At 70.6% G+C, this 23645-nt stretch carries 22 protein-coding genes; 16 read left to right on the top strand and 6 right to left on the bottom strand.

Translation table 11 applies throughout. From position 1 onward, the window contains the following. Positions 1 to 5 precede the first annotated feature (5 nt). Positions 6 to 662, bottom strand: coding sequence for a helix-turn-helix domain-containing protein (locus OHT01_RS08115; protein WP_328552446.1), 657 nt, complete (start codon positions 660 to 662; stop codon positions 6 to 8). A 270-nt stretch (positions 663 to 932) separates the two neighbouring features. On the opposite strand from OHT01_RS08115, the gene OHT01_RS08110 reads away from it, so the two are divergent. Further along, positions 933 to 1592 (top strand): MmyB family transcriptional regulator, encoded by a 660-nt coding sequence (locus tag OHT01_RS08110; RefSeq protein WP_328552445.1) that lies wholly within the window; start codon positions 933 to 935, stop codon positions 1590 to 1592. A gap of 92 nt (positions 1593 to 1684) precedes the next feature. Here the strand turns inward: OHT01_RS08110 and OHT01_RS08105 are convergent, their stop codons facing one another. Both OHT01_RS08105 and OHT01_RS08100 read right to left on the bottom strand, forming a co-directional pair. Continuing rightward, positions 1685 to 2479, bottom strand: coding sequence for a PDC sensor domain-containing protein (locus OHT01_RS08105; protein WP_328552444.1), 795 nt, complete (start codon positions 2477 to 2479; stop codon positions 1685 to 1687). Then, positions 2436 to 3254 (bottom strand): FadR/GntR family transcriptional regulator, encoded by an 819-nt coding sequence (locus OHT01_RS08100; RefSeq protein ID WP_328552443.1) that lies wholly within the window; start codon positions 3252 to 3254, stop codon positions 2436 to 2438. The genes OHT01_RS08105 and OHT01_RS08100 overlap by 44 nt, the downstream gene beginning before the upstream one ends. A gap of 123 nt (positions 3255 to 3377) precedes the next feature. Between OHT01_RS08100 and OHT01_RS08095 the strand changes: the two genes are divergently transcribed. Genes OHT01_RS08095 through OHT01_RS08080 form a run of 4 tightly spaced genes read left to right on the top strand, consistent with a single transcriptional unit; the run spans position 3378 to position 7386 of the window. After that, positions 3378 to 4427 (top strand): ABC transporter ATP-binding protein, encoded by a 1050-nt coding sequence (locus OHT01_RS08095; protein ID WP_328552442.1) that lies wholly within the window; start codon positions 3378 to 3380, stop codon positions 4425 to 4427. A 26-nt stretch (positions 4428 to 4453) separates the two neighbouring features. Next, on the top strand, positions 4454 to 5662 hold the full coding sequence (locus OHT01_RS08090) for an ABC transporter substrate-binding protein (RefSeq protein WP_405915603.1): 1209 nt from the start codon (positions 4454 to 4456) through the stop codon (positions 5660 to 5662). 7 nt (positions 5663 to 5669) lie between these two features. Further along, positions 5670 to 6560: an ABC transporter permease gene (locus OHT01_RS08085; RefSeq protein WP_328552440.1), complete on the top strand. Its 891-nt coding sequence runs from the start codon at positions 5670 to 5672 to the stop codon at positions 6558 to 6560. A 10-nt stretch (positions 6561 to 6570) separates the two neighbouring features. Continuing rightward, positions 6571 to 7386 carry an ABC transporter permease gene (locus OHT01_RS08080; RefSeq protein WP_328552439.1) on the top strand — a complete coding sequence of 272 codons (816 nt, stop codon included), beginning with the start codon at positions 6571 to 6573 and terminating at the stop codon, positions 7384 to 7386. Positions 7387 to 7458: 72 nt separating this feature from the next. Here OHT01_RS08080 and OHT01_RS08075 read toward each other — a convergent pair whose 3' ends face one another. The 3 genes from OHT01_RS08075 to OHT01_RS08065 all read right to left on the bottom strand — a co-directional run bounded on the left by OHT01_RS08075 (position 7459) and on the right by OHT01_RS08065 (position 11403). After that, entirely contained in the window at positions 7459 to 8013 is a 555-nt protein-coding gene (locus tag OHT01_RS08075; protein WP_328552438.1) for a hypothetical protein, read from the bottom strand. After that, complete coding sequence (locus OHT01_RS08070) at positions 7991 to 9820, bottom strand: ATP-binding protein (protein WP_328552437.1); 1830 nt, start codon at positions 9818 to 9820, stop codon at positions 7991 to 7993. The genes OHT01_RS08075 and OHT01_RS08070 overlap by 23 nt, the downstream gene beginning before the upstream one ends. Before the next feature lie 173 nt (positions 9821 to 9993). Continuing rightward, the gene (locus tag OHT01_RS08065; RefSeq protein WP_328552436.1) at positions 9994 to 11403 is read right to left on the bottom strand and encodes an aminopeptidase P family protein; all 1410 of its coding nucleotides are present in this window, start codon (positions 11401 to 11403) and stop codon (positions 9994 to 9996) included. 172 nt (positions 11404 to 11575) lie between these two features. Between OHT01_RS08065 and OHT01_RS08060 the strand changes: the two genes are divergently transcribed. The 11 genes from OHT01_RS08060 (at position 11576) to OHT01_RS08010 (ending at position 23635) form a co-directional block, all read left to right on the top strand. Next, complete coding sequence (locus OHT01_RS08060; RefSeq protein WP_328552435.1) at positions 11576 to 12727, top strand: NAD(P)/FAD-dependent oxidoreductase; 1152 nt, start codon at positions 11576 to 11578, stop codon at positions 12725 to 12727. Beyond that, positions 12724 to 13023 (top strand): (2Fe-2S)-binding protein, encoded by a 300-nt coding sequence (locus tag OHT01_RS08055; RefSeq protein WP_328552434.1) that lies wholly within the window; start codon positions 12724 to 12726, stop codon positions 13021 to 13023. The genes OHT01_RS08060 and OHT01_RS08055 overlap by 4 nt, the downstream gene beginning before the upstream one ends. Then, entirely contained in the window at positions 13016 to 14704 is a 1689-nt protein-coding gene (locus OHT01_RS08050; protein WP_328552433.1) for an FAD/NAD(P)-dependent oxidoreductase, read from the top strand. The genes OHT01_RS08055 and OHT01_RS08050 overlap by 8 nt, the downstream gene beginning before the upstream one ends. 59 nt (positions 14705 to 14763) lie before the next feature. Beyond that, the gene (locus tag OHT01_RS08045) at positions 14764 to 15663 is read left to right on the top strand and encodes a dihydrodipicolinate synthase family protein (RefSeq protein WP_328552432.1); all 900 of its coding nucleotides are present in this window, start codon (positions 14764 to 14766) and stop codon (positions 15661 to 15663) included. A gap of 68 nt (positions 15664 to 15731) precedes the next feature. After that, on the top strand, positions 15732 to 16733 hold the full coding sequence (locus tag OHT01_RS08040; RefSeq protein ID WP_328552431.1) for a proline racemase family protein: 1002 nt from the start codon (positions 15732 to 15734) through the stop codon (positions 16731 to 16733). A gap of 115 nt (positions 16734 to 16848) precedes the next feature. Then, complete coding sequence (locus tag OHT01_RS08035) at positions 16849 to 17538, top strand: GntR family transcriptional regulator (RefSeq protein WP_328552430.1); 690 nt, start codon at positions 16849 to 16851, stop codon at positions 17536 to 17538. Between the two features lie 77 nt (positions 17539 to 17615). Continuing rightward, positions 17616 to 18614 (top strand): LacI family DNA-binding transcriptional regulator, encoded by a 999-nt coding sequence (locus tag OHT01_RS08030; protein ID WP_328552429.1) that lies wholly within the window; start codon positions 17616 to 17618, stop codon positions 18612 to 18614. Between the two features lie 178 nt (positions 18615 to 18792). Beyond that, positions 18793 to 20142, top strand: coding sequence for an ABC transporter substrate-binding protein (locus tag OHT01_RS08025; RefSeq protein WP_328552428.1), 1350 nt, complete (start codon positions 18793 to 18795; stop codon positions 20140 to 20142). Between the two features lie 8 nt (positions 20143 to 20150). Continuing rightward, complete coding sequence (locus OHT01_RS08020) at positions 20151 to 21122, top strand: carbohydrate ABC transporter permease (protein ID WP_328552427.1); 972 nt, start codon at positions 20151 to 20153, stop codon at positions 21120 to 21122. After that, positions 21119 to 21994: a carbohydrate ABC transporter permease gene (locus OHT01_RS08015; protein ID WP_328552426.1), complete on the top strand. Its 876-nt coding sequence runs from the start codon at positions 21119 to 21121 to the stop codon at positions 21992 to 21994. The genes OHT01_RS08020 and OHT01_RS08015 overlap by 4 nt, the downstream gene beginning before the upstream one ends. A gap of 39 nt (positions 21995 to 22033) precedes the next feature. Next, positions 22034 to 23635, top strand: a complete 1602-nt coding sequence (locus OHT01_RS08010; protein ID WP_328552425.1) for a glycoside hydrolase family 13 protein — start codon at positions 22034 to 22036, stop codon at positions 23633 to 23635. Positions 23636 to 23645: the final 10 nt, after the last annotated feature.

The following is a 23645-nucleotide window of genomic DNA, read 5'->3' as shown; positions in this document are numbered from 1 at the left end:
CCGGCTCACGACTCTGGCCGTTTGACGCTCTCCAGAAGCATGTCCAGCCACTCGGCGACCTTGTCCCGGTGCTGGTCGGTGGGCAACTGCGCGGCACGCCAGGCGATTCCGCGGACGCCGTGGTCGAGGAGGAGCCGCTCCAGCGGGTCGCGCGCTACGGAGACCGCCGCTCGTTCGCGGTCGGCGAGCCGTTGCAGGAGTTCTTGTTCCGAGCGTTGGAGGGCACCCACGAGCGCTTCGGAGTCCTCGGCGGTGAGGAACCCGGCGTGCACCCGGAAGAAGCGCTGGATGGCGTCGCAGTGCTCCATGGTCGGGCGCCGGTCGCCGTTGATGAGGGCGCCCGCCTGCTGGCGCGACATGCCGGCGCCGTCGGCGATCTCCTGCTGGGTGTAGCGGCGCCCGTTGGGCTTGAGCCGGGTGCGGCGCAGCAGGTCCAGGCGTTGCAGGAACCGCGCCTGCAGGTCGGGCTCCCCCGCGGGGCGGCCGTTGAGCAGGGCCTTCACCACCGGTTCGGGGACGCCGGACTCGCCCGACAGCCGTCGGACGTCGAACACCTCGGCGTGCGGTACGCCGAGCCGGTCGGCGAGTGCGGTGACCCTGGCCACGACGGCCTGCAGCAGAACCGTCGCCGTGGCGCACGGAACCTCGAAGCCATCCGTCACCGACAGATCTCCTACGTCTCTCTCAGGTGGCTCTCACGAAGTTCGGGAACCATGTGGACACGAAGGTCAGAAACCATCCCGGCTGCAAGACCGGGGAGCCAACCGGAGCGTAGCCCGTTCCTCGAACTCACATCCAGGTCTCGCCACAACTGTGGCGAGATTCAGCCGTCAACGAGCGCCGAATGCCACGATAGTTGACACGCCTGTCCCCGGGGAAGCAGGATCGGGGCGCCGCGTGAAGGCCGCAGAGGCAAGAGGGGTGACCTCCCGATGGCGTACCAGGCAGGAAGGCAGCGGTCCCAGCCGCGACCTGTCCCCGAGAGTCTCGAAGCGCAGGCGTACCTCCAGGACTACGCCACGCTGATCGAGGCCGTCACCTTCCCCTCCGTCGTCTTCGACCACCGCTGGGACGTCGTCCTGTCCAACGCCGCGTTCCGGACACTTTTCGACGGCGTCGGCGCCCATCCGACCGCCATGCCGGGCGACAACTTCCTTCGGTTCGTGCTGTTCCACCCGGACGCGGGATCGATCCTCGGCGAGCACGAGTCGAGTTGGTGTCTGCCGATGCTCGCGCACTTCGCGGCGGCGGTGGAGCGGAACGGCCAGGACCGCGGACTCCAGGCGATCCGCCGGGACATCGCCCTGGACCCGATCATGGACGCCGCCTATCGGCACGGCCTGCCGCACTGGATCGCAGCGGTCGGACCGCGCGCGGTCGAGCACGACGGGGCCGTTCGCCCGTTGGTGCACCCCGACCCGCGCTGGGGCAGCACCGACTGCCGGATCGTCGACGACACCCCCAAGTCCCTCCGGGACATGGGCTACTCGCGGATGACCCTGGTACTGCGCGAGGCGGTCCGACCGGTCCGGGGCGGACCGAGCAGGACCCGCAAGACCCGCAACGGCGCGGCGGAGCTGCGCGCGGTGTGACGCACCCCGACCCGGCCGGCGCCACGCGGGCGACTCGGGTGGCCGGGTGTCGTGTTCCCGGCTGGGTGCGTGTGCGGGTGCGTCCCTGGTGTTCAGTCGGCGGGCAGGACGAGGACGAGGGGGACGCCGTCGCAGGGGACGAGCCGCAGGCCCTCGTGACGCGTGGGCCGGGCCGCCGCCAGCACGGCCCCGAAGTCCGGGCCCTTGGTGAGTGATCCGGCCAGGTGCGCCGGGTCGGCGGACGCGGCCACCCGGCCTCGTGCGTTCACCAAGTAGGCGGCCCCGGGCAGCCGTTGGAGGAGCGGGACGACCGCGCCCTCGAAGTGCCGCAGATACACGTCGGCCGCGGCGACCCCCACGAAACGGTCCTCCACATGGACCGGCGCGGACAGGGTCAGGCTGTACTCGTCGGAGCAGAGGTAGTCGACGTACGGTCCGGCCACGGCGCGCTGCCCGGTGTCGCGGGGGAGCGCGAACCAGTCCCAGTGCGTGTAGTCGGAGTACGCGGAGTGCGCCGGATCGAGGTCGAGCAGCAGGGGCCGTACGCCCCCGTCGGAGCCCTGCTGCCACCATTCCAGCCACGCCGGTACGTCACGGAGCAGGCCGGGTGCCGCCACGAAGCCGGCGCCCGACACCAACTCCTGCCGGGTGAGCCGCAGATGGAGCCCCGGGCGCAGTGCCGCCAGGTCCACCGTCGCGGGACGGCGGCCCTGCGCGGCGACGCGGGTGAGCAGTGCGGTCGTATCGGCCCGGGTGTCGGCGACCGCGGCGAAGACGGCCTCCAGCGCACAGCGGACCTGCGCCGCGACGGCCGCCTCGGCGGTCGTCGCCCCGGGGGTCGCGTCAAGAGTCGCCGTCGCGCCGACCGGAGCGGGGCTCCTGCTCATGGGTGCCCTCCAGTGGACGCGGACCTGACACGGCGCGCGGCATCGAGAGGCGGAGGGTGATGAGCCGCGCCGTCGAGTCCTGTACGCACCGTTCGGCCAGTGCTCTGGCCGAATCGTGGGCACCATCTTGCACGGCCGAGATTACGGAGCGGTGACGGTCGGCGACTTCTTCACGATATTCGTCGTCTCCGAGCACGAGGCACATCAGCGCGCCCACCTCGGTCTGGAGTACGACCTGTTCACGGGTCAGCCGGGCGGACTGCGCCGCCGCCGCGAGCTCGACATGGAAGCGGCCGTAGACGCGGCTGCGGGCGGCCGCGTCCTCGGCGGACGCCAGGTCGTCCAGGGTGCGCCGCAGTGCCTTGAGGTCGTCCGGTTCCGTCCGCTGCGCCGCGAGCCGGGCGGCCGCCCCGGACAGGGCCGCCCAGTGGTCGCCCAGGTCGCGCAGCTCCTCCGTGCTCCAGCTCGCCAGCCTCGCCAGCAGCCGCTCCTCGCCCGGGACTTCGGGCAGGGAGACGAAGCTGCCGCCGCCCCGCCCCCGCCGCGTCGTGACCAGCCCCTGCTGCCGCAGGGCCATGAGGGCCTCGCGCAGGGTGACCGTGGACACGCCGAGCTGCCCGGCCAGCTCCATCTCCCCGGGGAGTTGCTCCCCGTCGGCGAGCAGCCCGAGCTCGATGGCGTCGCCGATCCGGTGTACGACCGTCTCGACGCGCGCGCGGTTGTCCACGGGAGTGAAGACGGCTCTGCGAACGCCGTCGCCCCTGTGTTGCTTCACGGTCACCACCTTGTGCGTTGACTCAACCTTTACTCTAAAGGGGTCTTGAAGTTTGAACTATGACTTCATATCTTTCCGGTCAGTGTTGCAAACGTACCTCCGCACCAGAAAGGTTCCCCGCCCATGGAGGCAAAGGCGATCCGGCTCCAGGGCCTGCGAAAGGCGTTCGGCGAGACGACCGCCGTGGCCGGAGTCGATCTGGAGATAGCCGACGGCGAGTTCTTCTCGATGCTCGGCCCGTCCGGCTCGGGCAAGACGACCGTGCTGCGGATGATCGCCGGATTCGAGAGCCCGACCGAGGGCCGGATCGAACTGGCCGGCCAGGAGGTCACCGGTCTCGCCCCCTTCGAACGGGACGTGCACACCGTCTTCCAGGACTACGCCCTGTTCCCGCACATGACCGTCGAGGAGAACGTCGCCTACGGCCTCAAGGTCCGCAAGGTGAAGAAGGCCGAGCGGCTCGTCCGGGCCCGCAAGGCGCTCGCCGACGTACGTCTGGAAGGGTTCGGCCGACGCCGCCCCGGCCAGCTCTCCGGAGGCCAGCGCCAGCGCGTCGCCCTCGCCAGGGCCCTGGTCGGCCGCCCCCGCGTCCTGCTGCTCGACGAGCCCCTCGGCGCCCTCGACCTCAAGCTGCGCGAGCAGATGCAGGTCGAACTCAAGGCGATCCAGCGCGAGGTCGGCATCACCTTCGTGTTCGTCACCCACGACCAGGAGGAGGCCCTGACGATGAGCGACCGCATCGCCGTCTTCCACCAGGGCCGCATCGAACAGGTCGGCACCCCGGCCGAGATCTACGAGCGCCCCGCCACGCCGTTCGTCGCGGGCTTCGTCGGAACCTCGAACCTCCTCGACGGCCAGTCGGCGCAGCAGGTCGTCGGAGCCCCGGGCACGTACAGCATCCGGCCCGAGAAGATCCGGGTCCTGAAGGAGTCCGCCGAGGCCGACGCCCAGGACGGCGAGGCGGAGCACTCCACCGCCGCCGGCACCGTCGCCGAGGTCGTCTACCTGGGCGACGCCACCCGCTTCCTGGTGGACCTCGACGCGGGCGGCCGTCTCACCGCGCTCCAGCAGAACCTGGAGACCTCCTCCGAGGACGTCGCCGCCCTGCGCGGCACCCGGGTCCGGCTCCGGTGGCACCGCCGTCACGCCTTCCAGGTCCCCGACCCCCGCTGACTCTCCCGACAAGTCCCCCGTCACGTATGGAGTACGCCGTGCGCCTCACCCCAACTCTCAAGGCCGCCGCCGCCGTCGCGGTGCTCCTCGCGGCCACCGCCTGCGGATCGTCCGGCAGTGGCTCCTCCGGGTCCACCGGCCTCAACCCGCCCGACCTCAAGGCGCAGTCCAAGCTCGGCAAGACCGAGGGACAGGTCAACCTGATCGCCTGGGCCGGCTATGTCGAGGACGGCTCCGACGACCCCAAGGTCGACTGGGTCAGCGACTTCGAGAAGCAGACCGGATGCCAGGTCAACTCCAAGGTGGCCGCCAGCTCGGACGAGATGGTCAAGCTGATGAAGACCGGCCAGTACGACGCGGTCTCCGCCTCCGGTGACGCCTCCCTGCGCCTCATCGCCTCGGGCGACGCGGCCCCGGTCAACACCGGCCTCGTACCGAACTACAAGGACGTCTTCAGCGGCCTGAAGAAGGGCGCCTGGAACTCCGTCCACGGCCAGATGTACGGCATCCCGCACGGCCGGGGCGCCAACCTCCTGATGTACAACACCCAGAAGGTCAACCCCGCCCCCACGTCCTGGTCCGCGGTCTTCGACGACGCCTCGCCGTACAAGGGCCACGTCACCGCGTACGACTCGCCGATCTACATCGCCGACGCCGCGCTCTATCTGAAGTCCGCCAGGCCCGAGTTGAAGATCAAGGACCCCTACGCGCTCGACCAGAAGCAGTTCGACGCCGCCGTGGACCTGCTGAAGAAGCAGAGCGCGAACGTGGGGGAGTACTGGAGCGACTACCTCAAGGAGATCTCCGCGTTCAAGAGCGGCGACTCCGTGGTCGGCACCACCTGGCAGGTCATCGCGAACCTCACGGCCGACGAGGGCGCCAAGGTGAAGGCCTTCGTGCCCAAGGAGGGTTCCACCGGCTGGTCCGACACGTGGATGGTCTCCGCCAAGGCCAAGCACCCCAACTGCGCCTACAAATGGATGGACTGGATCATCTCGCCGAAGGTGAACGCCCAGGTCGCCGAGTACTTCGGTGAGGCCCCCTCCAACGCCTTGGCGTGCCGGTACACCAGCGACAAGACCTTCTGCGACACCTTCCACGCCACCGACGAGAGCTACTGGAAGAACATCGCGTTCTGGAACACGCCCATCGAGCAGTGCCTCGACGGCCGCACCGACGTCAAGTGCGTCCCGTACGCGAAGTGGGTCCAGGCCTGGACCGAGATCAAGGGCTGACCGAACGATGACCACCACCGCGCAGGCCGCCGGACGCTCCCCCGTCCGGCGGCTCGCCGGGACACTGCACCGGCACTCCCGGCTACGGCTGTCCCTGCTGCTGACCGCACCCCTGCTCTGGCTGGTCGTGCTCTATCTCGGCTCGCTGGCCGTGCTGTTCGTCTCGGCCTTCTGGACGACGGACTCCTTCACCTCCGAGGTCGTGAAGATCTGGTCCACCGACAACTTCCACCAGCTTTTCACCACGCCCGTGTACCGCCAGGTGATCCTGCGCAGCGTCGGCGTCGCCCTCGCGGTCACCGCCCTGTGCGCGGTGATCGCCTTCCCGATCGCCTTCTACACGGCCCGGATCGCCAAGCCCCGGCGCCGCCCGCTGCTCGTCGTCGCCATCCTCACCCCGCTGTGGGCGAGTTACCTCGTCAAGGTGTACGCCTGGCGGCTGATCCTGTCCCAAGGTGGCCTCGCCGACTGGGTGTTGAAGCCCTTCGGGCTGAGCGGCCCCGGCTACGGACTGACCGCGGCGGTCATCGCGCTGACCTACCTCTGGCTGCCGTACATGATCCTGCCGATCCACACGGCGCTGGAGCAACTGCCCGCCAACCTGCTCGACGCGTCCGCGGACCTGGGGGCCCGCGCGAGCCGCACCTTCCGGTCGGTGGTGCTGCCGGTGATCCTGCCGTCCGTGGCCGCCGGCTCGGTCTTCACCTTCTCGCTCAGCCTCGGCGACTACATCACCGTGCAGATCGTCGGCGGCAAGACCCAGCTCATCGGCAACGTCGTCTACTCCAACATCGAACTGAACCTGCCCATGGCCGCCGCGCTCGGCACGGTCCCCGTCGTGATCATCGTGGTGTACCTCCTCGCGATGCGCCGCACGGGCGCCCTGAGCAGTCTCTGAGGAGCCCGCTGTGCAACTCTCCCGTTCCGCGCGCATCGCGCTGCGCGCCGCCGCAGGGCTCGGCTTCGCGTTCATCTACGTGCCGCTCGCGCTCGTCCTGGTCAACTCCTTCAACCGGGACCGCAGCGCGAGCTGGCCGCCGTCCGGGCTCACCTTCCACTGGTGGTCGGTCGCCGGGGAGAACGAGGGCGCCCGCGCCGCACTGTGGGTCTCCGTCAAGGCGGGCCTCGGGGCCACGGCCATCGCCCTGGTCCTGGGCACGCTGATCGCCTTCGCGGTCGCCCGGCACCGCTTCTTCGGCCGGGACGCCGTCTCCTTCGTGGTCGTCCTGCCGATCGCGCTGCCCGGCATCGTCACGGGCGTCGCGCTCAACTCGGCGTTCAGCACGGTGCTCCAACCGCTCGGCGTCGGCCTCGGCATGTTCACCGTGATCGTCGGCCACGCGACCTTCTGCATCGTCGTCGTCTTCAACAACGTGGTCGCGCGACTGCGCCGCACCTCCGGCACGTACGAGGAGGCCGCGATGGATCTCGGCGCGGACACCTTCCGCGCCTTCGTCGACGTCACCTTCCCGCTGGTGCGCTCGGCGCTGCTGGCCGGCGGGCTTCTCGCCTTCGCGCTGTCCTTCGACGAGATCGTCGTCACGACGTTCACGGCCGGTCCCGGCATCGAGACCCTGCCGATCTGGATCTTCAACAACATGACCAGGCCCCAGCAGGCCCCGGTCGTGAACGTCGTGGCCGCGGTGCTCGTCCTGCTCTCGGTGATCCCGATCTACGCGGCCCAGCGGCTGTCCGCGGACACGGCCACCGAGAGCAGGATCTGAGGGAGAACCCGAGCGCGCCGCCGACGGGCTGACGCACGCGAGTCCACTGACGCGGCTGGTGGCCCAGCCGCGTCAGCAGGGTTTGCCGGGCGGTGGCGCGAGCGGAATCTCCGTGGAGAGCCCGGCCTTTACTCCGTCCGCCACCTCCACGGAGACGCCGGCCTCAAGCTTCACACCCTCCTTCGAGAGGCTGATCCCGAACTCGAACTCGACGCCGTTCATGAGATCGAGGGGATCCGGCAACTCCGCTCCCGCCCCGCCCTCAGCACCTCGACCGTCCCCGGCCTCGGCCCCGGCTTCCGCCTTGGCCTCGGCTTTGGCCTCCGCCTTGGCCTCGGTCCCGGCCTCCGTCTCGGTCCCGGCCTCCGTCTCGACTTCGACCTCTACCTCTGCTCCGGCTTCGGCCTCGGCTTCGATCTGGGCTTCGGCCTCTGTTTCGACCTCAATCTCAATCTCGACCTCGACCTCGGCTTCTGCCTCGACCGCGGTCTCGGCCGCGAAGCTCTCCATGATCTCGATCTCGAAGTCCGAGAGGTCCGGCAGCTCGGCCTGCTCCGGGGTTTCCTCCGCGGACTCGATCACGGACTCCGCCGGCTCTGCCGACTCAACCGCCCCGGACCACTCCATCGTCCGCTCTCCTGACTTGCTCGGTTGCGCCGTGTCCGTCGAGTGCCGCCCGTCTCGCCGGGCCCTCCAGATACTGGCGGAGCAGGCGGACCCACTTGGCGGCCAGGGGCGCGTGTGCCGTGGGGTACTCGGCGGCATGGTGCGCGCGCAGCAGGGCGATCCGCCAGTGGGCGTCACCGTCCGGGACGTGCCGGGGGCGTACGGCGTCCCCGGCACGGTCCAGATACTCGACCAGCCGGCTCCACCAGCCGATCGCGAATCGCTCGGCCGTCCCGTCCGCCGTCAGCTGTTTGAAGCCCCCGTCCGGGGCGGCCGCGGTCGCCCGCTCCGCCGGATACTGCAGAGAGCACTCGACGGGGCAGAAGCCGCACGGTGCCTGCGGCCGCAGCGATTCGCGCACCACGGGCGAGGAGGCCACCCAGCGGGCGTGCCTCCGCGCGAGTTCGTCCTGACCGGCGAGCGGAGCGCGCGCGAGACCGCGCTGAGAGGCGTCCTCGGCCCGCACGTCCGGTACTTCCGTCAGTACGGGACGGTCGATGCGTGAGTGAGCCACGTACGCCGACATCTTGGGCAGAACGGCCGCGTGATGCCGCTGATCGTCGGTGAGCAGCATGGTGTCGCCGATCAGCCGCCGGTCCTCCTCCGCCGAGAGCTTGTGGATCACCTTGAGAGCGGTGTTCTTGTACGCGTCGGGGATCAGCTTGGAGGGATCCTGTTCGATCACCACCAGCCCCTCGCCGTACTTGCGGTTCTCCGCGAGCGTGTTGGCGAAGGACTCAGCGGCCCTGGCCGTGGCGTCCCCCTTCCCGTCCGCGCCACCGGCCTGCGGACGGCGCAGCAGCCGGTGGGCCTCCTCGACGAGGGTCACATGCGCCAGCTCGGACGACTTGCGGTGCACCTTGTAGTGCTCGGTCATCGAGTTGAGGAGGAGTGCCATCATCAGCGCCTGCTGCTGGGAGTCCCCGAGCTCGGCCAGTTCCACCACCAACGGACGGTTCAGCAGTTCGTCGACGGGCATCGACCTCGGTGCCGAGAGCACCGGACCACAGGCTCCCTCGGCCAGGGACTTCACCCGCAGCCGGGAGGCGGCCATGATGTTGGCCTTGGCCTCGCCCGCGTAGTCGTAGCCGGCGACCACGTCCTCCATGACCGCGATGAAGTCCGCGAGCACCGGCCACGCCTCGTCGCCGCGCGCCTTCGCGGTGATGTCCAGGCCCTGGCGCCGGTAGACCTCGGTCAGTGCCGTGCGGTAGATGAACGGCAACGGGTCCCACAGACCGAATGCCGCGTCGAAGCAGTCGAGCAGGTTGCCCGCGTGGGTGGAGATCCTCACCCCGGCCGGGACCTCGAACGGGTTGAGCCGCAGGGGAGCCGTGCTCTCGTCACCGGCGGTGAGGACCAGCATGTCCTCGAATCCGGGCAGCGTCGCGAGCCACCGGTAGTCGTCGAGATCGGTGTTCACCGGCTCCAGGACGGTGAACGGGATCCGGTGGTCGGCCCAGAGCTGGCGGCACAGCGACAGGGTCGAGTTGGTCTTGCCGGAGCCGCTGCTGCCGACGATCAGCGCGTGCCGTGTCAGGTCTTCGAGTTCGACGCCCAGCGGGGCCGACGTCCCGCCGCGGCCGTCGGCGCCCTGACCCAGTACGACGTGGGGCCCCTCGGGTGCGTAGGCCAGCGAGGTCGCCTGCCCCACCGACTGTACGGGGAAGCGGGGAACGTGGCCGTTGAGAGCCAGCGGCAGCCGGAAGACCGCGCTCGCCTCCTCCACGTCAGCCAGCCACTCCAACGGCTGGAGGGCGGGCGGCATGGCGCCCGCCCATCCTCCGTCGTCTCCCCAGGATGCGAAGTCGAGCCATGCCGTGTTCCCGCTGAAGACCGCCGCCTGCCGGGGGTCGACGGGCCGCACCAGCCGGAAGGCGGGGCCGAGGGCCGGCAGGTGCTGCCGCCCGCGACCCGGGCCGGCGGAGGGAGCTGTAGGTGCTATCCGGCGAACTTCCGCATCCACGCCTCGACTTCGTCGGCCGAGCGGGGAAGCGCGTCCGAGAGGTTCTCGTAGCCGTCCGCCGTGACCACGAGGTCGTCCTCGATACGGACGCCGATGCCGCGCCATTCCTCGGGCACGCTCAGGTCGTCCGGCTGGAAGTACAGGCCCGGTTCGACGGTGAGGACCATGCCCGGCTCCAGGACCCCGCCGACATAGTCCTCGTTGCGGGCGCGGGCGCAGTCGTGGACGTCGAGCCCGAGCATGTGCCCGGTGCCCGCCATGGTGAAGCGGCGCTGCAGGCCGAGTTCGAACGCGCGCTCCACCGGGCCTTCGACGAAGCCCCAGGCCACCAGCCGCTCGGTCATCGACCACTGCGCGGCGTCATGGAAGTCGCGGTACCGGGCACCCGGCTTCACCGCCGCCATGCCCGCCTCCTGCGCCTCGTACACGGCGTCGTAGACCTTCCGCTGGACCGGAGTGAACGTGCCGCTGATCGGAAGGGTGCGGGTCACGTCGGCGGTGTAGAGCGTGCGGGTCTCCACGCCCGCGTCGAGCAGCAGCAGTTCGCCGGGGCGGACCGGTCCGTCGTTCTCCGTCCAGTGCATGATCGTGGCGTGTTCACCGGCGGCGCAGATCGAGCCGTAGCCGACGTCGTTGCCCTCGACACGGGCACGGCGGAAGAAGGTGCCCTCGATCCACCGCTCCGAGGTGGCGACCGCCTGTGACAGCTCCCGTACGACATCGGTGAATCCGCGGACGGTGGAGTCCACCGCGCGGCGCAGCTCGCCGATCTCCCACGCGTCCTTGACCAGTCGCAGCCCGGACAGCGCCTCCTCCAGCTCGGCGTCCCGGTCCTCGTCCGTGACGAGCGCCGCCTCGACCGCGGGTGCGTGGCCGCGCACGACGCGGGTCGGGACGCCGCTGTCCGCCAGGTCCTCGGAGATCGTACGGATGTCACGGCAGGGCAGTCCGAGAACCTGCTCGGACTCCGCGAGGGACCGGCGGCGGCCCATCCACAGCTCGGCCGTCATGCCCGTCCAGAACTCGTCGCTGTCCCGGCTGTCGCGGGGGAGCTGGTAGCAGTGCGCGTCGTGGCCGCCGTCGGCGCGCGGCTCCAGCACGAGCGCGCCGTCCCGGGCCTGATCGCCCGTCAGGTGCACGTATCCCGTGTACGGGCGGAACGGATAGTGCGTGTCGTTCGACCGGGTCCTGAGACCTCCGGACGGGACGACCAGCCGCTCGCCGGGGAAGAGGGCGGAGAGCGCGGCGCGCCGGCGGGCCGCGTGGGCGGCCTGTTCGCCGGGCCGCAGATCGTTCCGCTCGGTGTCGGCCCAGCCCGTGCGCATCAGGGCGGACAGCTCGTCGGAGATTCCTCGGTAGAGACCGTTCTTTCGGCCCTTGGCCACGTCAGGCACCTTCTCGTGTAGGTCGTGTCGCGCAGGTCGTGTCGTTCATGGTGTCGTCCCGGGCGCGCCCGATGTGTCGTCCGGGCGGGACGTGCGAGCGTGACGTCCGAGCGTGACTCCGTCCGGAGCGTCGGCCGTTCCGGGCGAGAGAAGCATGTGACATAGTACTGATGTGAGCAAGCCATTTACCTGCGATGTCGTGGTCGTCGGCGCCGGAATGGTGGGTGCCGCCTGTGCCCTGTACGCGGCTCGCGCGGGCCTCGGCGTCGCCGTGGTGGACCGGGGCCCGGTGTCCGGCGGCACCACCGGCGCGGGGGAGGGGAACCTGCTCGTCTCCGACAAGGAGCCCGGGCCCGAACTCGACCTCGCACTGCTCTCCGGGCGCCTGTGGGCCGACCTCGCCGAGGAGCGGGCGGAGTCGATCGAGTACGAGGCCAAGGGCGGTGTCGTCGTGGCCTCGACGCCCGAGGGCCTGGCCGCGCTGGAGACCTTCGCCGAGGGGCAGCGGGCGGCCGGTGTACTGACCGAACCGGTTACCGCCGATGAACTGCACAGCCTGGAACCGTACTTGGCCCCGGGTCTCGCGGGCGCCGTTCACTACCCGCAGGACACCCAGGTGATGCCCGCCCTGGCCGCGGCGCATCTTCTACGGGCCTCGGGGGCGCGGTTGCTGACCGGGCGCACCGTCACCGAGGTGCTGCGCGCGAAGGACGGCTCGGTCCGCGGCGTGCGCACCGACCGGGGTGATCTGCACGCACCCGCCGTCGTCAACGCGGCCGGGACCTGGGGTGCCGAGGTGGCCTCGCTCGCGGGCGTCACCCTGCCCGTCCTGCCCCGCCGAGGATTCGTCCTCGTCACCGAACCCGTGCCGCGCCGGGTGCGCCACAAGGTGTACGCGGCGGACTACGTGGCCGACGTCGCCAGCGACTCCGCCGCTCTGCAGACATCGCCCGTGGTCGAGGGGACCGCGGCCGGGCCGATCCTGATCGGCGCGAGCCGGGAACGCGTCGGCTTCGACCGGGCGTTCTCGCTGCCCGTCGTGCGGGAACTGGCCGAGGGCGCCACGCGGCTCTTTCCCTTCCTGTCCGAGGTGCGCGCCCTGCGGACCTACCTCGGATTCCGCCCCTATCTGCCCGACCATCTGCCCGCCATCGGCCCCGACCCCCGGGTGCCCGGTCTCTTCCACGCCTGCGGGCACGAGGGGGCGGGCATCGGACTGTCCACCGGGACCGGACTGCTCATCGCCCAGACCCTGGCGGGCGGCGCACCCGATCTCGACCTCGCGCCGTTCCGGCCCGACCGCTTCTTGGAGGAGGCCGCGTGAATCCCCTGGACCTCGTACGGGCCGAGCCCGGCCCCTCGTTCACCGTCACCCTCGACGGCCGGGACATCGAGGTGCTGCCCGGCCGGACCGTCGCCGCCGCCCTGTGGGCCGCGGGCGTCACCTCCTGGCGCACCACCCGCGACGGCGGTCGGCCCCGCGGTGTCTTCTGCGGGATCGGCGTCTGTTTCGACTGCCTCGTCATCGTCAACGACCGCCCCAACCAACGGGCTTGTCTGGTCCCGCTGGCCCCCGGCGACTCGATCCGCACCCAGGAAGGGATCGGCCACGATGGCTGACGGACGCCACCGTCTCGTGGTGATCGGCGCGGGTCCGGCCGGCCTGGCCGGCACGCTGGCCGCGGCGGCACGCGGCATCCACGTGACACTGATCGACTCGGCCGCGGCGGCGGGCGGGCAGTTCTACCGCCGGCCCGCGAGCGGTCTCGGAGCCCGGCGGCCCCGGGCGCTGCACCACGAGTGGCGCACCTGGGAACGCCTGGAACAGGGGCTCGCCGAACACGTGGAAGCGGGCACCGTCGAGTACTTGACGGACCATCACGTATGGCTGGTGGAGCGGACGGAGGAGACCGGGCGGACCGAAGGGACGGAAGAGACCGAGCGGGCCGCCTGGACCGAGCGGGGCGAGCGCGCGGACCGAGCGGGGCGGGCCGAACGTGCCGAACGCGCCGAACGGTTGATCCCCGCCTGGCCCGGATTCGTCGTCCACGCCCTCCTCGGGCGCCTCCAGGAGCGCTCCGTCACCGTGCGCGCCGACGCGGTGCTGCTCGCCACCGGCGGGTACGAGAAGGTGCTGCCCTTCCCCGGCTGGACCCTTCCCGGAGTCGTGACCGCGGGCGGGGCCCAGGCCATGCTCAAGGGCGGTCTCGTGGTGCCGGGGCGGAGGGCCGTCGTCGCGGGCACCGGGCCGCTGCTGCTGCCGGTGGCGACCGGACTGGCGGCCGCCGGGGTCGAGGTCGCCGCGGTCGTGGAGTCCGCCGACCCGAGGGGCGTGCTCCGCAGGGCCGGGGCGCTCACGTCTCAGCCCGGAAAGCTCGTCGAGGGAACCCGCTACGCGGCCCGGCTCCTGCGCCACCGGGTGCCGTTCCTCCCCCTGCACACCGTCCTCGAAGCCCATGGAGCCGAAGCCCATGGAGCCGAAGCCCATGGAGCCGAAGCCCATGGAGCCGAAGCCCATGGAGCCGAAGCCCATGGAGCCGAAGCCCATGGAGCCGAGACCCGTGGAGCCGAAGCGCAGGGGCCTCGCGGCGCGGAGCGGCTCGAAGCCGTGACCGTCGCCGCGCTCGGCCCCGACGGGCGGGTGCGGCCGGGAACCGAGCGCCGCATCCCCTGCGACACGCTCGCCGTGGGCCACGGGATGATCCCCCACACCGATCTCGCCGGGGCGCTCGGCTGCCGTATCGACGGGATGAAGGTCGACGTGGACGACGAACAGCGCACCGACGTTCCCGGCGTCTGGGCCGCGGGCGAGACCACCGGTATCGGCGGCGCCGCACTCTCCCTGACCGAGGGGCACCTCGCGGGCCGGTCGGTCGCCGCCCGCCTCACCGGTGCCGCGGCCGACCCCCGTGCGACGGCCCGAGCCGTCAGGGCCCGTACGAGAATGCGGAGGTTCGCCGCCGCCCTCGACGCCGTGTACGCGCCGCCCGCCCACTGGACGGACCGGATCACCGACGACACCGTCGTGTGCCGTTGCGAGGAGGTCACCGGCGGCCGTGTCCGCGCGGCCGTGACCGACCTCGGCGCCGGCGACGTACGGACGGTCAAACTGCTCACCCGCGCCGGTATGGGGTGGTGCCAGGGCCGGATCTGCGAACCCGCGGTCGCCGGACTCGCCGGCTGCGAACAGGGCGCCACACGAAGGCTGTTGGCGCGCCCGGTGCCGCTCGGCGTGCTCGCCCGTGCCGGTACGGACGACGGAGGAGCACCGGACGCGGACTCTCCTCCCACCGCGCGGTGAACCGCCTCGACACCTCCGACAGTAAAATGTCACACCCTATTGAGAGGGATGAGTACCTCATGACCGTCACCCCCGACAGCCGCCCTTGGCGCGGTGTCCTCGTCGCCACCGCTCTCCCGCTGAACGACGACCTCTCGGTGAACTACGACCGGTACGCAGAGCACTGCGCCTGGCTCGTCGAGAACGGCTGCGACGGCGTCGTGCCGAACGGCTCGCTCGGCGAGTACCAGGTGCTCACACCCGAGGAGCGAGCCAGGGTCGTCGAGACGGCCGTCGCCGCGATCGGCGGGTCCCGGGTGATGCCGGGCGTCGCCGCGTACGGCTCCGCCGAGGCCCGCCGCTGGGCCGAGCAGGCCAGGGACGCGGGCTGCGGCGCCGTGATGCTGCTGCCGCCCAACGCCTATCGCGCGGACGAGCGTTCCGTCCTCGCCCACTACGAGGAGGTCTCCCGGGCGGGCGTGCCGGTCGTCGCGTACAACAACCCGATCGACACCAAGGTCGACCTGGTGCCCGAACTCCTCGCGAAGCTGCACGCGGCCGGGTTCGTCCAGGGCGTCAAGGAGTTCTCCGGCGATGTGCGCCGTGCCTACCGCATCGCCGAACTCGCACCGGAACTGGACCTGTTGATCGGCGCCGACGACGTGCTGCTCGAACTCGCCGTCGCGGGGGCCAAGGGCTGGGTGGCCGGCTACCCGAACGCGCTGCCCCGCGCGAGCGTCGAGCTCTACCGCGCGGCCGTCGCCGGTGACCTGGACACGGCGGGCAAGCTCTACCGTCAGCTGCACCCGCTGCTGCGCTGGGACTCCCAGGTCGAGTTCGTCCAGGCCATCAAGCTGTCCATGGACCTCGTCGGCCGCCACGGCGGTCCGGTCCGGCCGCCGCGCGTCCCGCTGCTGCCCGAGCAGGAGGCCGCCGTGCGGCTGGCCACCGACCGGGCCGTCGCCGCCGGTCTCGCCTGAGCCGTCACCGGTCTCCACACCCCCGGCCGCCACCGGTCGGCCTCCCGCCGACATCACTCAGGAGTGCCATGCGCAGCAAACTCGTCCTGCACGCCGTCGACTCGCACACCGAGGGCATGCCCACCCGGGTGATCACCGGCGGGATCGGCACGGTCCCGGGCGCGACCATGAACGAACGGCGGCTGTACTTCCGTCAGCACCGCGACGACGTCAAGCAGTTCCTGATGAACGAGCCGCGCGGCCACGCGGCGATGAGCGGCGCCATCCTCCAGCCGTCCACCCGGCCGGACTGCGACTACGGCGTGATCTACATCGAGGTGTCGGGCTACCTCCCGATGTGCGGACACGGCACCATCGGCGTCGCGACGGTGCTCGTGGAGACCGGCATGGTCGAGGTCGTCGAGCCGGTCACCACGATCCGGCTCGACACCCCGGCGGGGCTCGTCGTCGCCGAGGTCGAGGTCGAGGACGGCGCGGCCAGGTCGGTCACGCTCAGGAACGTGCCGTCCTTCGTCGTCGGCCTGGACCGCGAGGCCGTCCTCGCCGACGGGCGCACGGTGACGTACGACCTGGCGTACGGCGGGAACTTCTACGCGATCCTGCCGCTGGAGCAGTTCGGACTGCCCTTCGACCGCTCCCGCAAGGACGAGATCCTGGCGGCGGGGCTGGCGCTGATGGACGCGGTCAACGCCGGGGACGAGCCCGTGCACCCGGAGGACCCGTCCATCCGCGGCTGCCACCACGTCCACCTGTACGCCCCCGGGGCGACGGCCCGCTTCTCGCGGCACGCGATGGCGATCCACCCCGGTTGGTTCGACCGCTCACCCTGCGGTACGGGCACCAGCGCGCGCATGGCCCAGCTGCACGCCCGGGGTGAACTCCCGCTGGACACCGAGTTCGTGAACGAGTCCTTCATCGGGACACGGTTCACCGGGCGGCTGCTGGGCACCACCGAGGTCGCCGGAACACCCGCCGTGCTGCCCAGCTTCACGGGTCGCGCCTGGATCACGGGGACCGCCCAGTACCTGCTGGACCCGTCGGACCCGTTCCCGGCCGGGTTCGTCCTGTGAGCGGTCCCGCTCCGGGGAGTGGATACTGGTGCTCCGAGTAACACGTGACATGGCACATGGCCGGTGCGGCAGAACGGCGGCGCACCGGCCCGTACGACCGTACGAGGAGACCCCGATGGCCGACCGGCGCAGCAACGCACCCTCAGCCGCTCCCGATCTGCCCACGCTGGGCGGCAGGCGGAGCAGCTATCGCGAGCGGGTGGCCGACGCCCTGCGCGCCGCCCTGATCGCGGGCGAGCTGCGGCCCGGCGAGGTCTACTCGGCGCCCACGCTGGCGGCCCGTTTCGGTGTCTCCGCGACGCCGGTCCGCGAGGCCATGCTCGACCTGGCCAAGGAGGGCCTGGTCGACACCGTGCCCAACAAGGGGTTCCGGGTCACGGCGGTCTCCGAGAAGCAGCTCGACGAGTACACCCACATCCGGTCGCTCATCGAGATCCCCACCGTCGTGCGGTTGGCCACCACCGCGGACCCCGTCTCGCTGGAGGCGCTGCGGCCGGCCGCCCGGGAGATCGTGACCGCCGCCGCGGCCGGTGACCTCATCGCCTACGTGGAGGCGGACATCCGCTTCCATCTCGGCCTGCTGGCCCTCGCGGGCAACTCCCACCTGGTCGAGGTCGTCGGCGACCTGCGCAAGCGGTCGCGCCTGTACGGGCTCAACGCCTTGGTCGAGGCGGGCCGTCTGGAGGCCTCGGCCAGGGAGCACCTGGAACTCCTCGACGCCCTCCTGGAGCGCGACGAGCGCGCCGTACGAGCCGTGATGACACGGCACCTGGGTCATGTCCGCGGTCTGTGGGCGGCGCCCTGAGGGGATGACCGGCACGGGAGGGAAGCGGCCGGACTTCTACGCAAGCGACTTGCATATCTTGCGCTATTCTTGCGCTCATGACGCGACGACTTGCTCAGGTGGCGAAGAAGGTCGGGGTCAGTGAGGCCACGGTCAGCCGGGTGCTCAACGGCAAGCCCGGAGTCTCCGATTCCACTCGGCAGGCGGTGCTCTCCGCCCTGGACGTCCTCGGGTACGAGCGGCCGACCCAACTGCGCGGCGAACGCGCGCGGCTCGTCGGTCTCGTCCTGCCCGAGCTGCAGAACCCGATCTTCCCGGCCTTCGCCGAAGTGATCGGCGGAGCGCTCGCGCAGCTCGGCCTCACCCCCGTGCTGTGCACCCAGACCAAGGGCGGCGTCTCCGAGGCCGACTACGTGGAGCTGCTGCTCCAGCAGCAGGTCTCCGGAGTGGTGTTCGCCGGCGGTCTGTACGCGCAGGCCGACGCGCCGCACGACCACTACCGCCAGCTCGCGGACCGCAATATTCCGGTGGTGCTGGTCAACGCGGCCATCGAGCACCTCGGCTTCCCCTGCGTCTCCTGCGACGACGCGGTCGCCGTCGAGCAGGCCTGGCGTCATCTCGACTCCCTCGGCCACGAGCGGATAGGGCTCGTCCTCGGCCCCGCCGACCACATGCCCTCGGGCCGCAAGCTCGCGGCGGCGCGCGCCCTCGCGCCCGGGCTCCCCGACGCGCACGTCGCGCGGGCGATGTTCTCGCTGGAGGGCGGTCAGGCCGCGGCCACCCGGCTGCTCGACCAGGGGGTCACCGGCATCATCTGCGCCAGCGACCCGCTCGCGCTCGGCGCCGTACGGGCCGCCCGCCGCAAGGGTCTCAGCGTCCCCGGCGAGATCTCCGTCGTCGGATACGACGACTCGGCGTTCATGAACTGCACCGAACCCCCGCTGACCACGGTCCGCCAGCCCATCGAGGCCATGGGGCGCGCCGCGGTGGAACTGCTGAGCGCGCAGATCGGCGGCGGCAGTGTGACCGCCGAAGAGCTTCTGTTCGAACCGGAGTTGGTGGTGCGGGGGTCCACCGCGCAGGCGCCCCGCGGCTGAGATTCCCGACGCGGCAGCGCAACCACCTGCCACAGAGACCCCCAACCGCTGTCAAATAATTACAGATTCTGCGCGACATCTTGCGGAGAGATGTCGGCGGTGCTTGAGTGTGCGGCGCCAGAACACGGCGGCGCGCCCGCCGTGGGCCTTCCTTGCTCCTGCCCGAAGGGGTCCACCAATGAGAAGTACCGGGTTCCGCCGTACCTTCGTCACGCTCATGGCGTCCTCCGTCGCGCTCACCGCGGCCGCCTGCGGTTCGAGCGGCGACGACGCGGCCAACGGAAAGACCCGCATCACGGTCAACTGCGAGCCGCCGAAGAGCGCCAAGGTCGACCGCTCGTTCTTCGACGCCGACACCAAGAAGTTCGAGAAGGCCAACCCGGGCATCGACGTCGCCATGCACGACGCGTTCCCGTGTCAGGACCCCAAGACCTTCGACGCCAAGCTCGCCGGCGGCCAGATGGAGGACGTGTTCTACACGTACTTCACCGACGCCAAGCACGTCGTCGACGTCAACCAGGCCGCCGACATCACGAGTTACGTCAAGGACCTCAAGAGCTACGGCACCATCCAGCAGCAACTGCGCGACATCTACACCGTGGACGGCAAGATCTACGGCGTCCCGCGCACCGGCTACTCGATGGGCCTCATCTACAACAAGAAGCTCTTCCAGCAGGCCGGCCTGGACCCCGACAAGCCCCCGGCCACCTGGGAGGAGCTGCGCGCGGACGCCAAGAAGATCGCCGCGCTCGGCAAGGGCACGGTCGGATACGCCGACTACAGCGCCCAGAACCAGGGCGGCTGGCACTTCACCGCGGAGGTCTACTCGCAGGGCGGGAACGTCGTCTCCGAGGACGGCAAGAAGGCGACCGTCGACACCCCCGAGGGCAAGGCGGTCCTGCAGAACCTCAAGGACATGCGCTGGGGCGACAACTCCATGGGCAGCAAGCAACTGCTGGTCATCAACGACGTCCAGCAGATGATGGGCTCCGGCAAGCTCGGCATGTACCTCTCCGCGCCCGACAACATCCCGATCCTCGTCAAGGAGAAGGGCGGCAACTACAACGACCTCGCCCTCGCGCCCATGCCCGGCGGCAAGGGCACGCTCATCGGCGGCGACGGCTACATGTTCAACAAGAAGGACACCCCGGCGCAGATCAAGGCCGGCCTCAAGTGGCTCGACCACATGTTCCTGACGCCCGGATCCGGCTTCGTCGGCGACTACGCCCGCGCCAAGCAGAACAACGCCCCGGTCGGCCTGCCCGAGCCGCGGCTGTTCACCGGAGCCGCCGACGCCAAGGACCAGCAGATCAAGAAGGCCAACGCCAACGTGCCGGTGGAGAACTACCAGGCCTTCCTCGACGGCAACCAGAACCTGCAGATGAAGATCGAGCCCCCGCAGGCCCAGCAGATCTACTCCGTCCTCGACGCCGCCGTGTCCGCCGTCCTCACCAAGAAGGACGCCGACATCGACCAGCTCCTCAAGGACGCCTCCGGCAAGATCGACTCCATTCTGGCCCGAGGCTGACACTCTTCATGAAGACCGCATCGAAGCCCCCCGCAGCGCTCCCTCCGGCCGCCGTCGGCGTGCCGGAGGTGCCGCGGTCGGCCGGGCGCCGGAACGGGGGAACGTGGCGCCGGCGCCTGGCCGACCAATCCCGCGCGTACGCCTTCCTGATCGGCGGCCTGCTCTGCTTCGCCCTGTTCTCCTGGTACCCGGCGATCCGCGCGGTCGTGATCGCCTTCCAGAAGTACACCCCGGGCAGCGGCGGCGAATGGGTCGGCACCGCCAACTTCACCCGGGTCTTCCACGACCCCGAGTTCACCGCCGCCTGGCGCAACACCCTCACCTTCACCGTGCTCGCCCTGGCCATAGGCTTCGCCGTCCCCTTCGTGATGGCGCTGGTGCTCAATGAACTGCGGCACGCGAAGGCCTTCTTCAGAGTCGTGGTCTATCTGCCGGTGATGATCCCGCCGGTGGTCAGCGCGCTGCTGTGGAAGTGGTTCTACGACCCCGGAGCGGGCCTCGCCAACGAGGTGCTGCGCGCACTGCACCTGCCGACCTCGAACTGGTCCAACGGCGCGGACACCGCCCTCGTCTCGCTGGTCATCGTCGCCACCTGGGCCAACCTCGGCGGAACCGTCCTCATCTACCTCGCCGCGCTCCAGAGCATCCCCGGCGAGCTGTACGAGGCGGCCGAACTGGACGGCGCGAACATCTGGCAGCGGGTCCGCCACGTCACGATCCCGCAGACCCGCTTCATCATCCTCATGCTGATGCTCCTTCAGATCATCGCCACCATGCAGGTGTTCACCGAGCCGTTCGTGATCACCGGCGGCGGCCCCGAGGACAAGACCGTCACGGTGCTCTACCTGATCTACAAGTACGCCTTCCTCTACAACGACTTCGGGGGAGCCTGCGCGCTGAGCGTCATGCTGCTCGTCCTGCTCGGCGTCTTCTCCGCGCTGTACCTGCGGCTGACCCGCTCGGAAGGAGAGGACGCATGAGCACCCGCACCCTGGTCTCCCCGCTCACGCTGGCCCGCCCGCGCGGCAGGGCCGCCTACTGGACCGTCTTCAGCGGAGTGGTCCTGCTGTTCGCGCTGGCGTTCCTCTTCCCCGTCTACTGGATGGTGACCGGCGCCATGAAGTCGCCGGACGAGGTGACGCGCACTCCGCCCACCCTCGTACCGCACCACTGGCACCTGAGCGGATACATCGACGCGTGGGACCTGATGGACCTGCCCACCCACCTGTGGAACACCGTCGTCCAGGCGACGGGCGCCTGGCTGCTCCAGCTCGTGTTCTGCACGGCCGCCGCCTACGCCCTGTCCAAGCTGAAGCCGGCCTTCGGCAAGGTGATCCTCGGCGGCATCCTCGCCACCCTGATGGTCCCCACGCAGGCCCTGGTGGTCCCCAAGTACCTGACCGTCGCCGACCTGCCCGTCCTGCACACCAGCCTGCTCAACTCCCCGCTCGGCATCTGGCTGCCCGCCGTCGCCAACGCCTTCAACCTCTACCTCCTCAAGCGCTTCTTCGACCAGATACCGCGTGACGTCCTGGAGGCCGCCGAGATCGACGGCGCCGGCCGGCTGCGCACCCTGTGGTCGATCGTGCTGCCGATGTCCCGGCCCGTCCTCGGAGTCGTGTCGATCTTCGCCCTGGTCGCCGTCTGGCAGGACTTCCTCTGGCCGCTGATGGTCTTCTCCGACACCGACAAGCAGCCCATCAGCGTGGCGCTCGTCCAGTTGTCGCAGAACATCCAGCTGACCGTGCTCATCGCCGCGATGGTGATCGCCAGCATCCCCATGGTCGTGATGTTCCTGGTGTTCCAGCGGCACATCATCGCCGGAATCAGCGCGGGCAGCACCAAGGGCTGACGCCTGTACGTGACTTCCTCGAACGAAAGGCAACGCACCGTGGGACAGCCCCGCCCTGCCCGAAATCAGTCCGCGTGGTGGCGTTCCGCCGTCATCTACCAGGTGTACGTCCGCAGCTTCGCGGACGGCGACGGCGACGGCACCGGCGACCTCGCGGGCGTCCGCGCCAGACTCCCGTACCTCGCCGAACTCGGTGTGGACGCCCTGTGGTTCAACCCCTGGTACCTCTCACCCCTGGCGGACGGCGGCTACGACGTCGCCGACTACCGCGCCATCGACCCGGCCTTCGGCACCCTCGCCGAGGCGGAGAAACTCATCGGCGAGGCCCGCGAGCTCGGCATCCGCACCCTGGTCGACATCGTGCCGAACCATGTCTCCGACCAGCACCCCTGGTTCCGGGCGGCGCTGGCCGGCGGTCCCGAGCGCGACCTCTTCCACTTCCGCCCCGGACGCGGCGAACACGGTGAACTCCCGCCCAACGACTGGCCCTCGCAGTTCGCGGGCTCCGCCGAACCGGTGTGGACCCGGCTGCCCGACGGCGACTGGTACCTCCACCTCTTCACCCCCGAGCAGCCCGACCTCAACTGGGCGCACCCGGCGGTCCGCAAGGAGCACGAGGAGATCCTGCGCTTCTGGTTCGAGCGCGGGGTGGCGGGCGTGCGCATCGACTCGGCCGCACTGCTCGCCAAGGACCCCGACCTGCCCGACTTCGTCGAGGGCCGCGACCCCAACCCGTACGTCGACCGCGACGAGCTCCACGACATCTACCGCTCCTGGCGGGCGGTCGCCGACGACTACGACGGTGTCTTCGTCGGAGAGGTCTGGCTCCCCGACTCCGAGCGCTTCGCCCGCTATCTGCGCCCCGACGAACTGCACACCGCCTTCAACTTCTCCTTCCTGTCCTGCCCCTGGGACGCCGGGCGGCTGCGTACCTCCATCGACGAGACCCTCGCCGAGCACGCCCCCGTCGGGGCGCCCGCCACCTGGGTGCTGTGCAACCACGACGTGACCCGCACGGTCACCCGCTACGGCCGCACGGACACCGGCTTCGACTTCACGGCCAAGGCCTTCGGCATCCCCACCGACCCGGCACTCGGCACCCGCCGGGCCCGCGCCGCGGCCCTGCTCTCGCTCGCCCTGCCCGGCTCCGTGTACGTCTACCAGGGCGAGGAACTAGGCCTGCCCGAGGTCGAGTTGCCACTCGACAGCATCCAGGACCCGATGCACTTCCGCTCCGGCGGCACGGACCCGGGCCGAGACGGCTGCCGGGTCCCGCTGCCCTGGACGGCAAACGCCCCGTACGCGGGATTCGGCGGCGACCCCTGGCTGCCGCAGCCCGCCGACTGGCCCTCGTACGCGGCCGACCGCCAGGCGGAGGATCCCGCCTCGATGCTGAGCCTCTACCGTGCCGCAATCCGCGCCCGGCGCACCGAACCGGGCTTCGGCGACGGCCCGCTGAGCTGGCTGCCCGCGCCCGAGGGCGTCCTCGCCTTCGCCCGTACGAACGGACTGCTCTGCGTCGTCAGTCTGGCCGACGGCCCGGTCGAGCTCCCGGAGCACTCCGAACTCCTGCTCGGCAGCGGCCCGTTGGACGCCGACGGGTTCCTTCCGCCGGACACGGCGGTCTGGCTGCGCGCCTGAGAGCACCGGA

Source organism: Streptomyces sp. NBC_00358, assembly GCF_036099295.1.
GTDB lineage: Bacteria > Actinomycetota > Actinomycetes > Streptomycetales > Streptomycetaceae > Streptomyces.
This window is presented reverse-complemented; position numbering and strand designations above follow the sequence as displayed.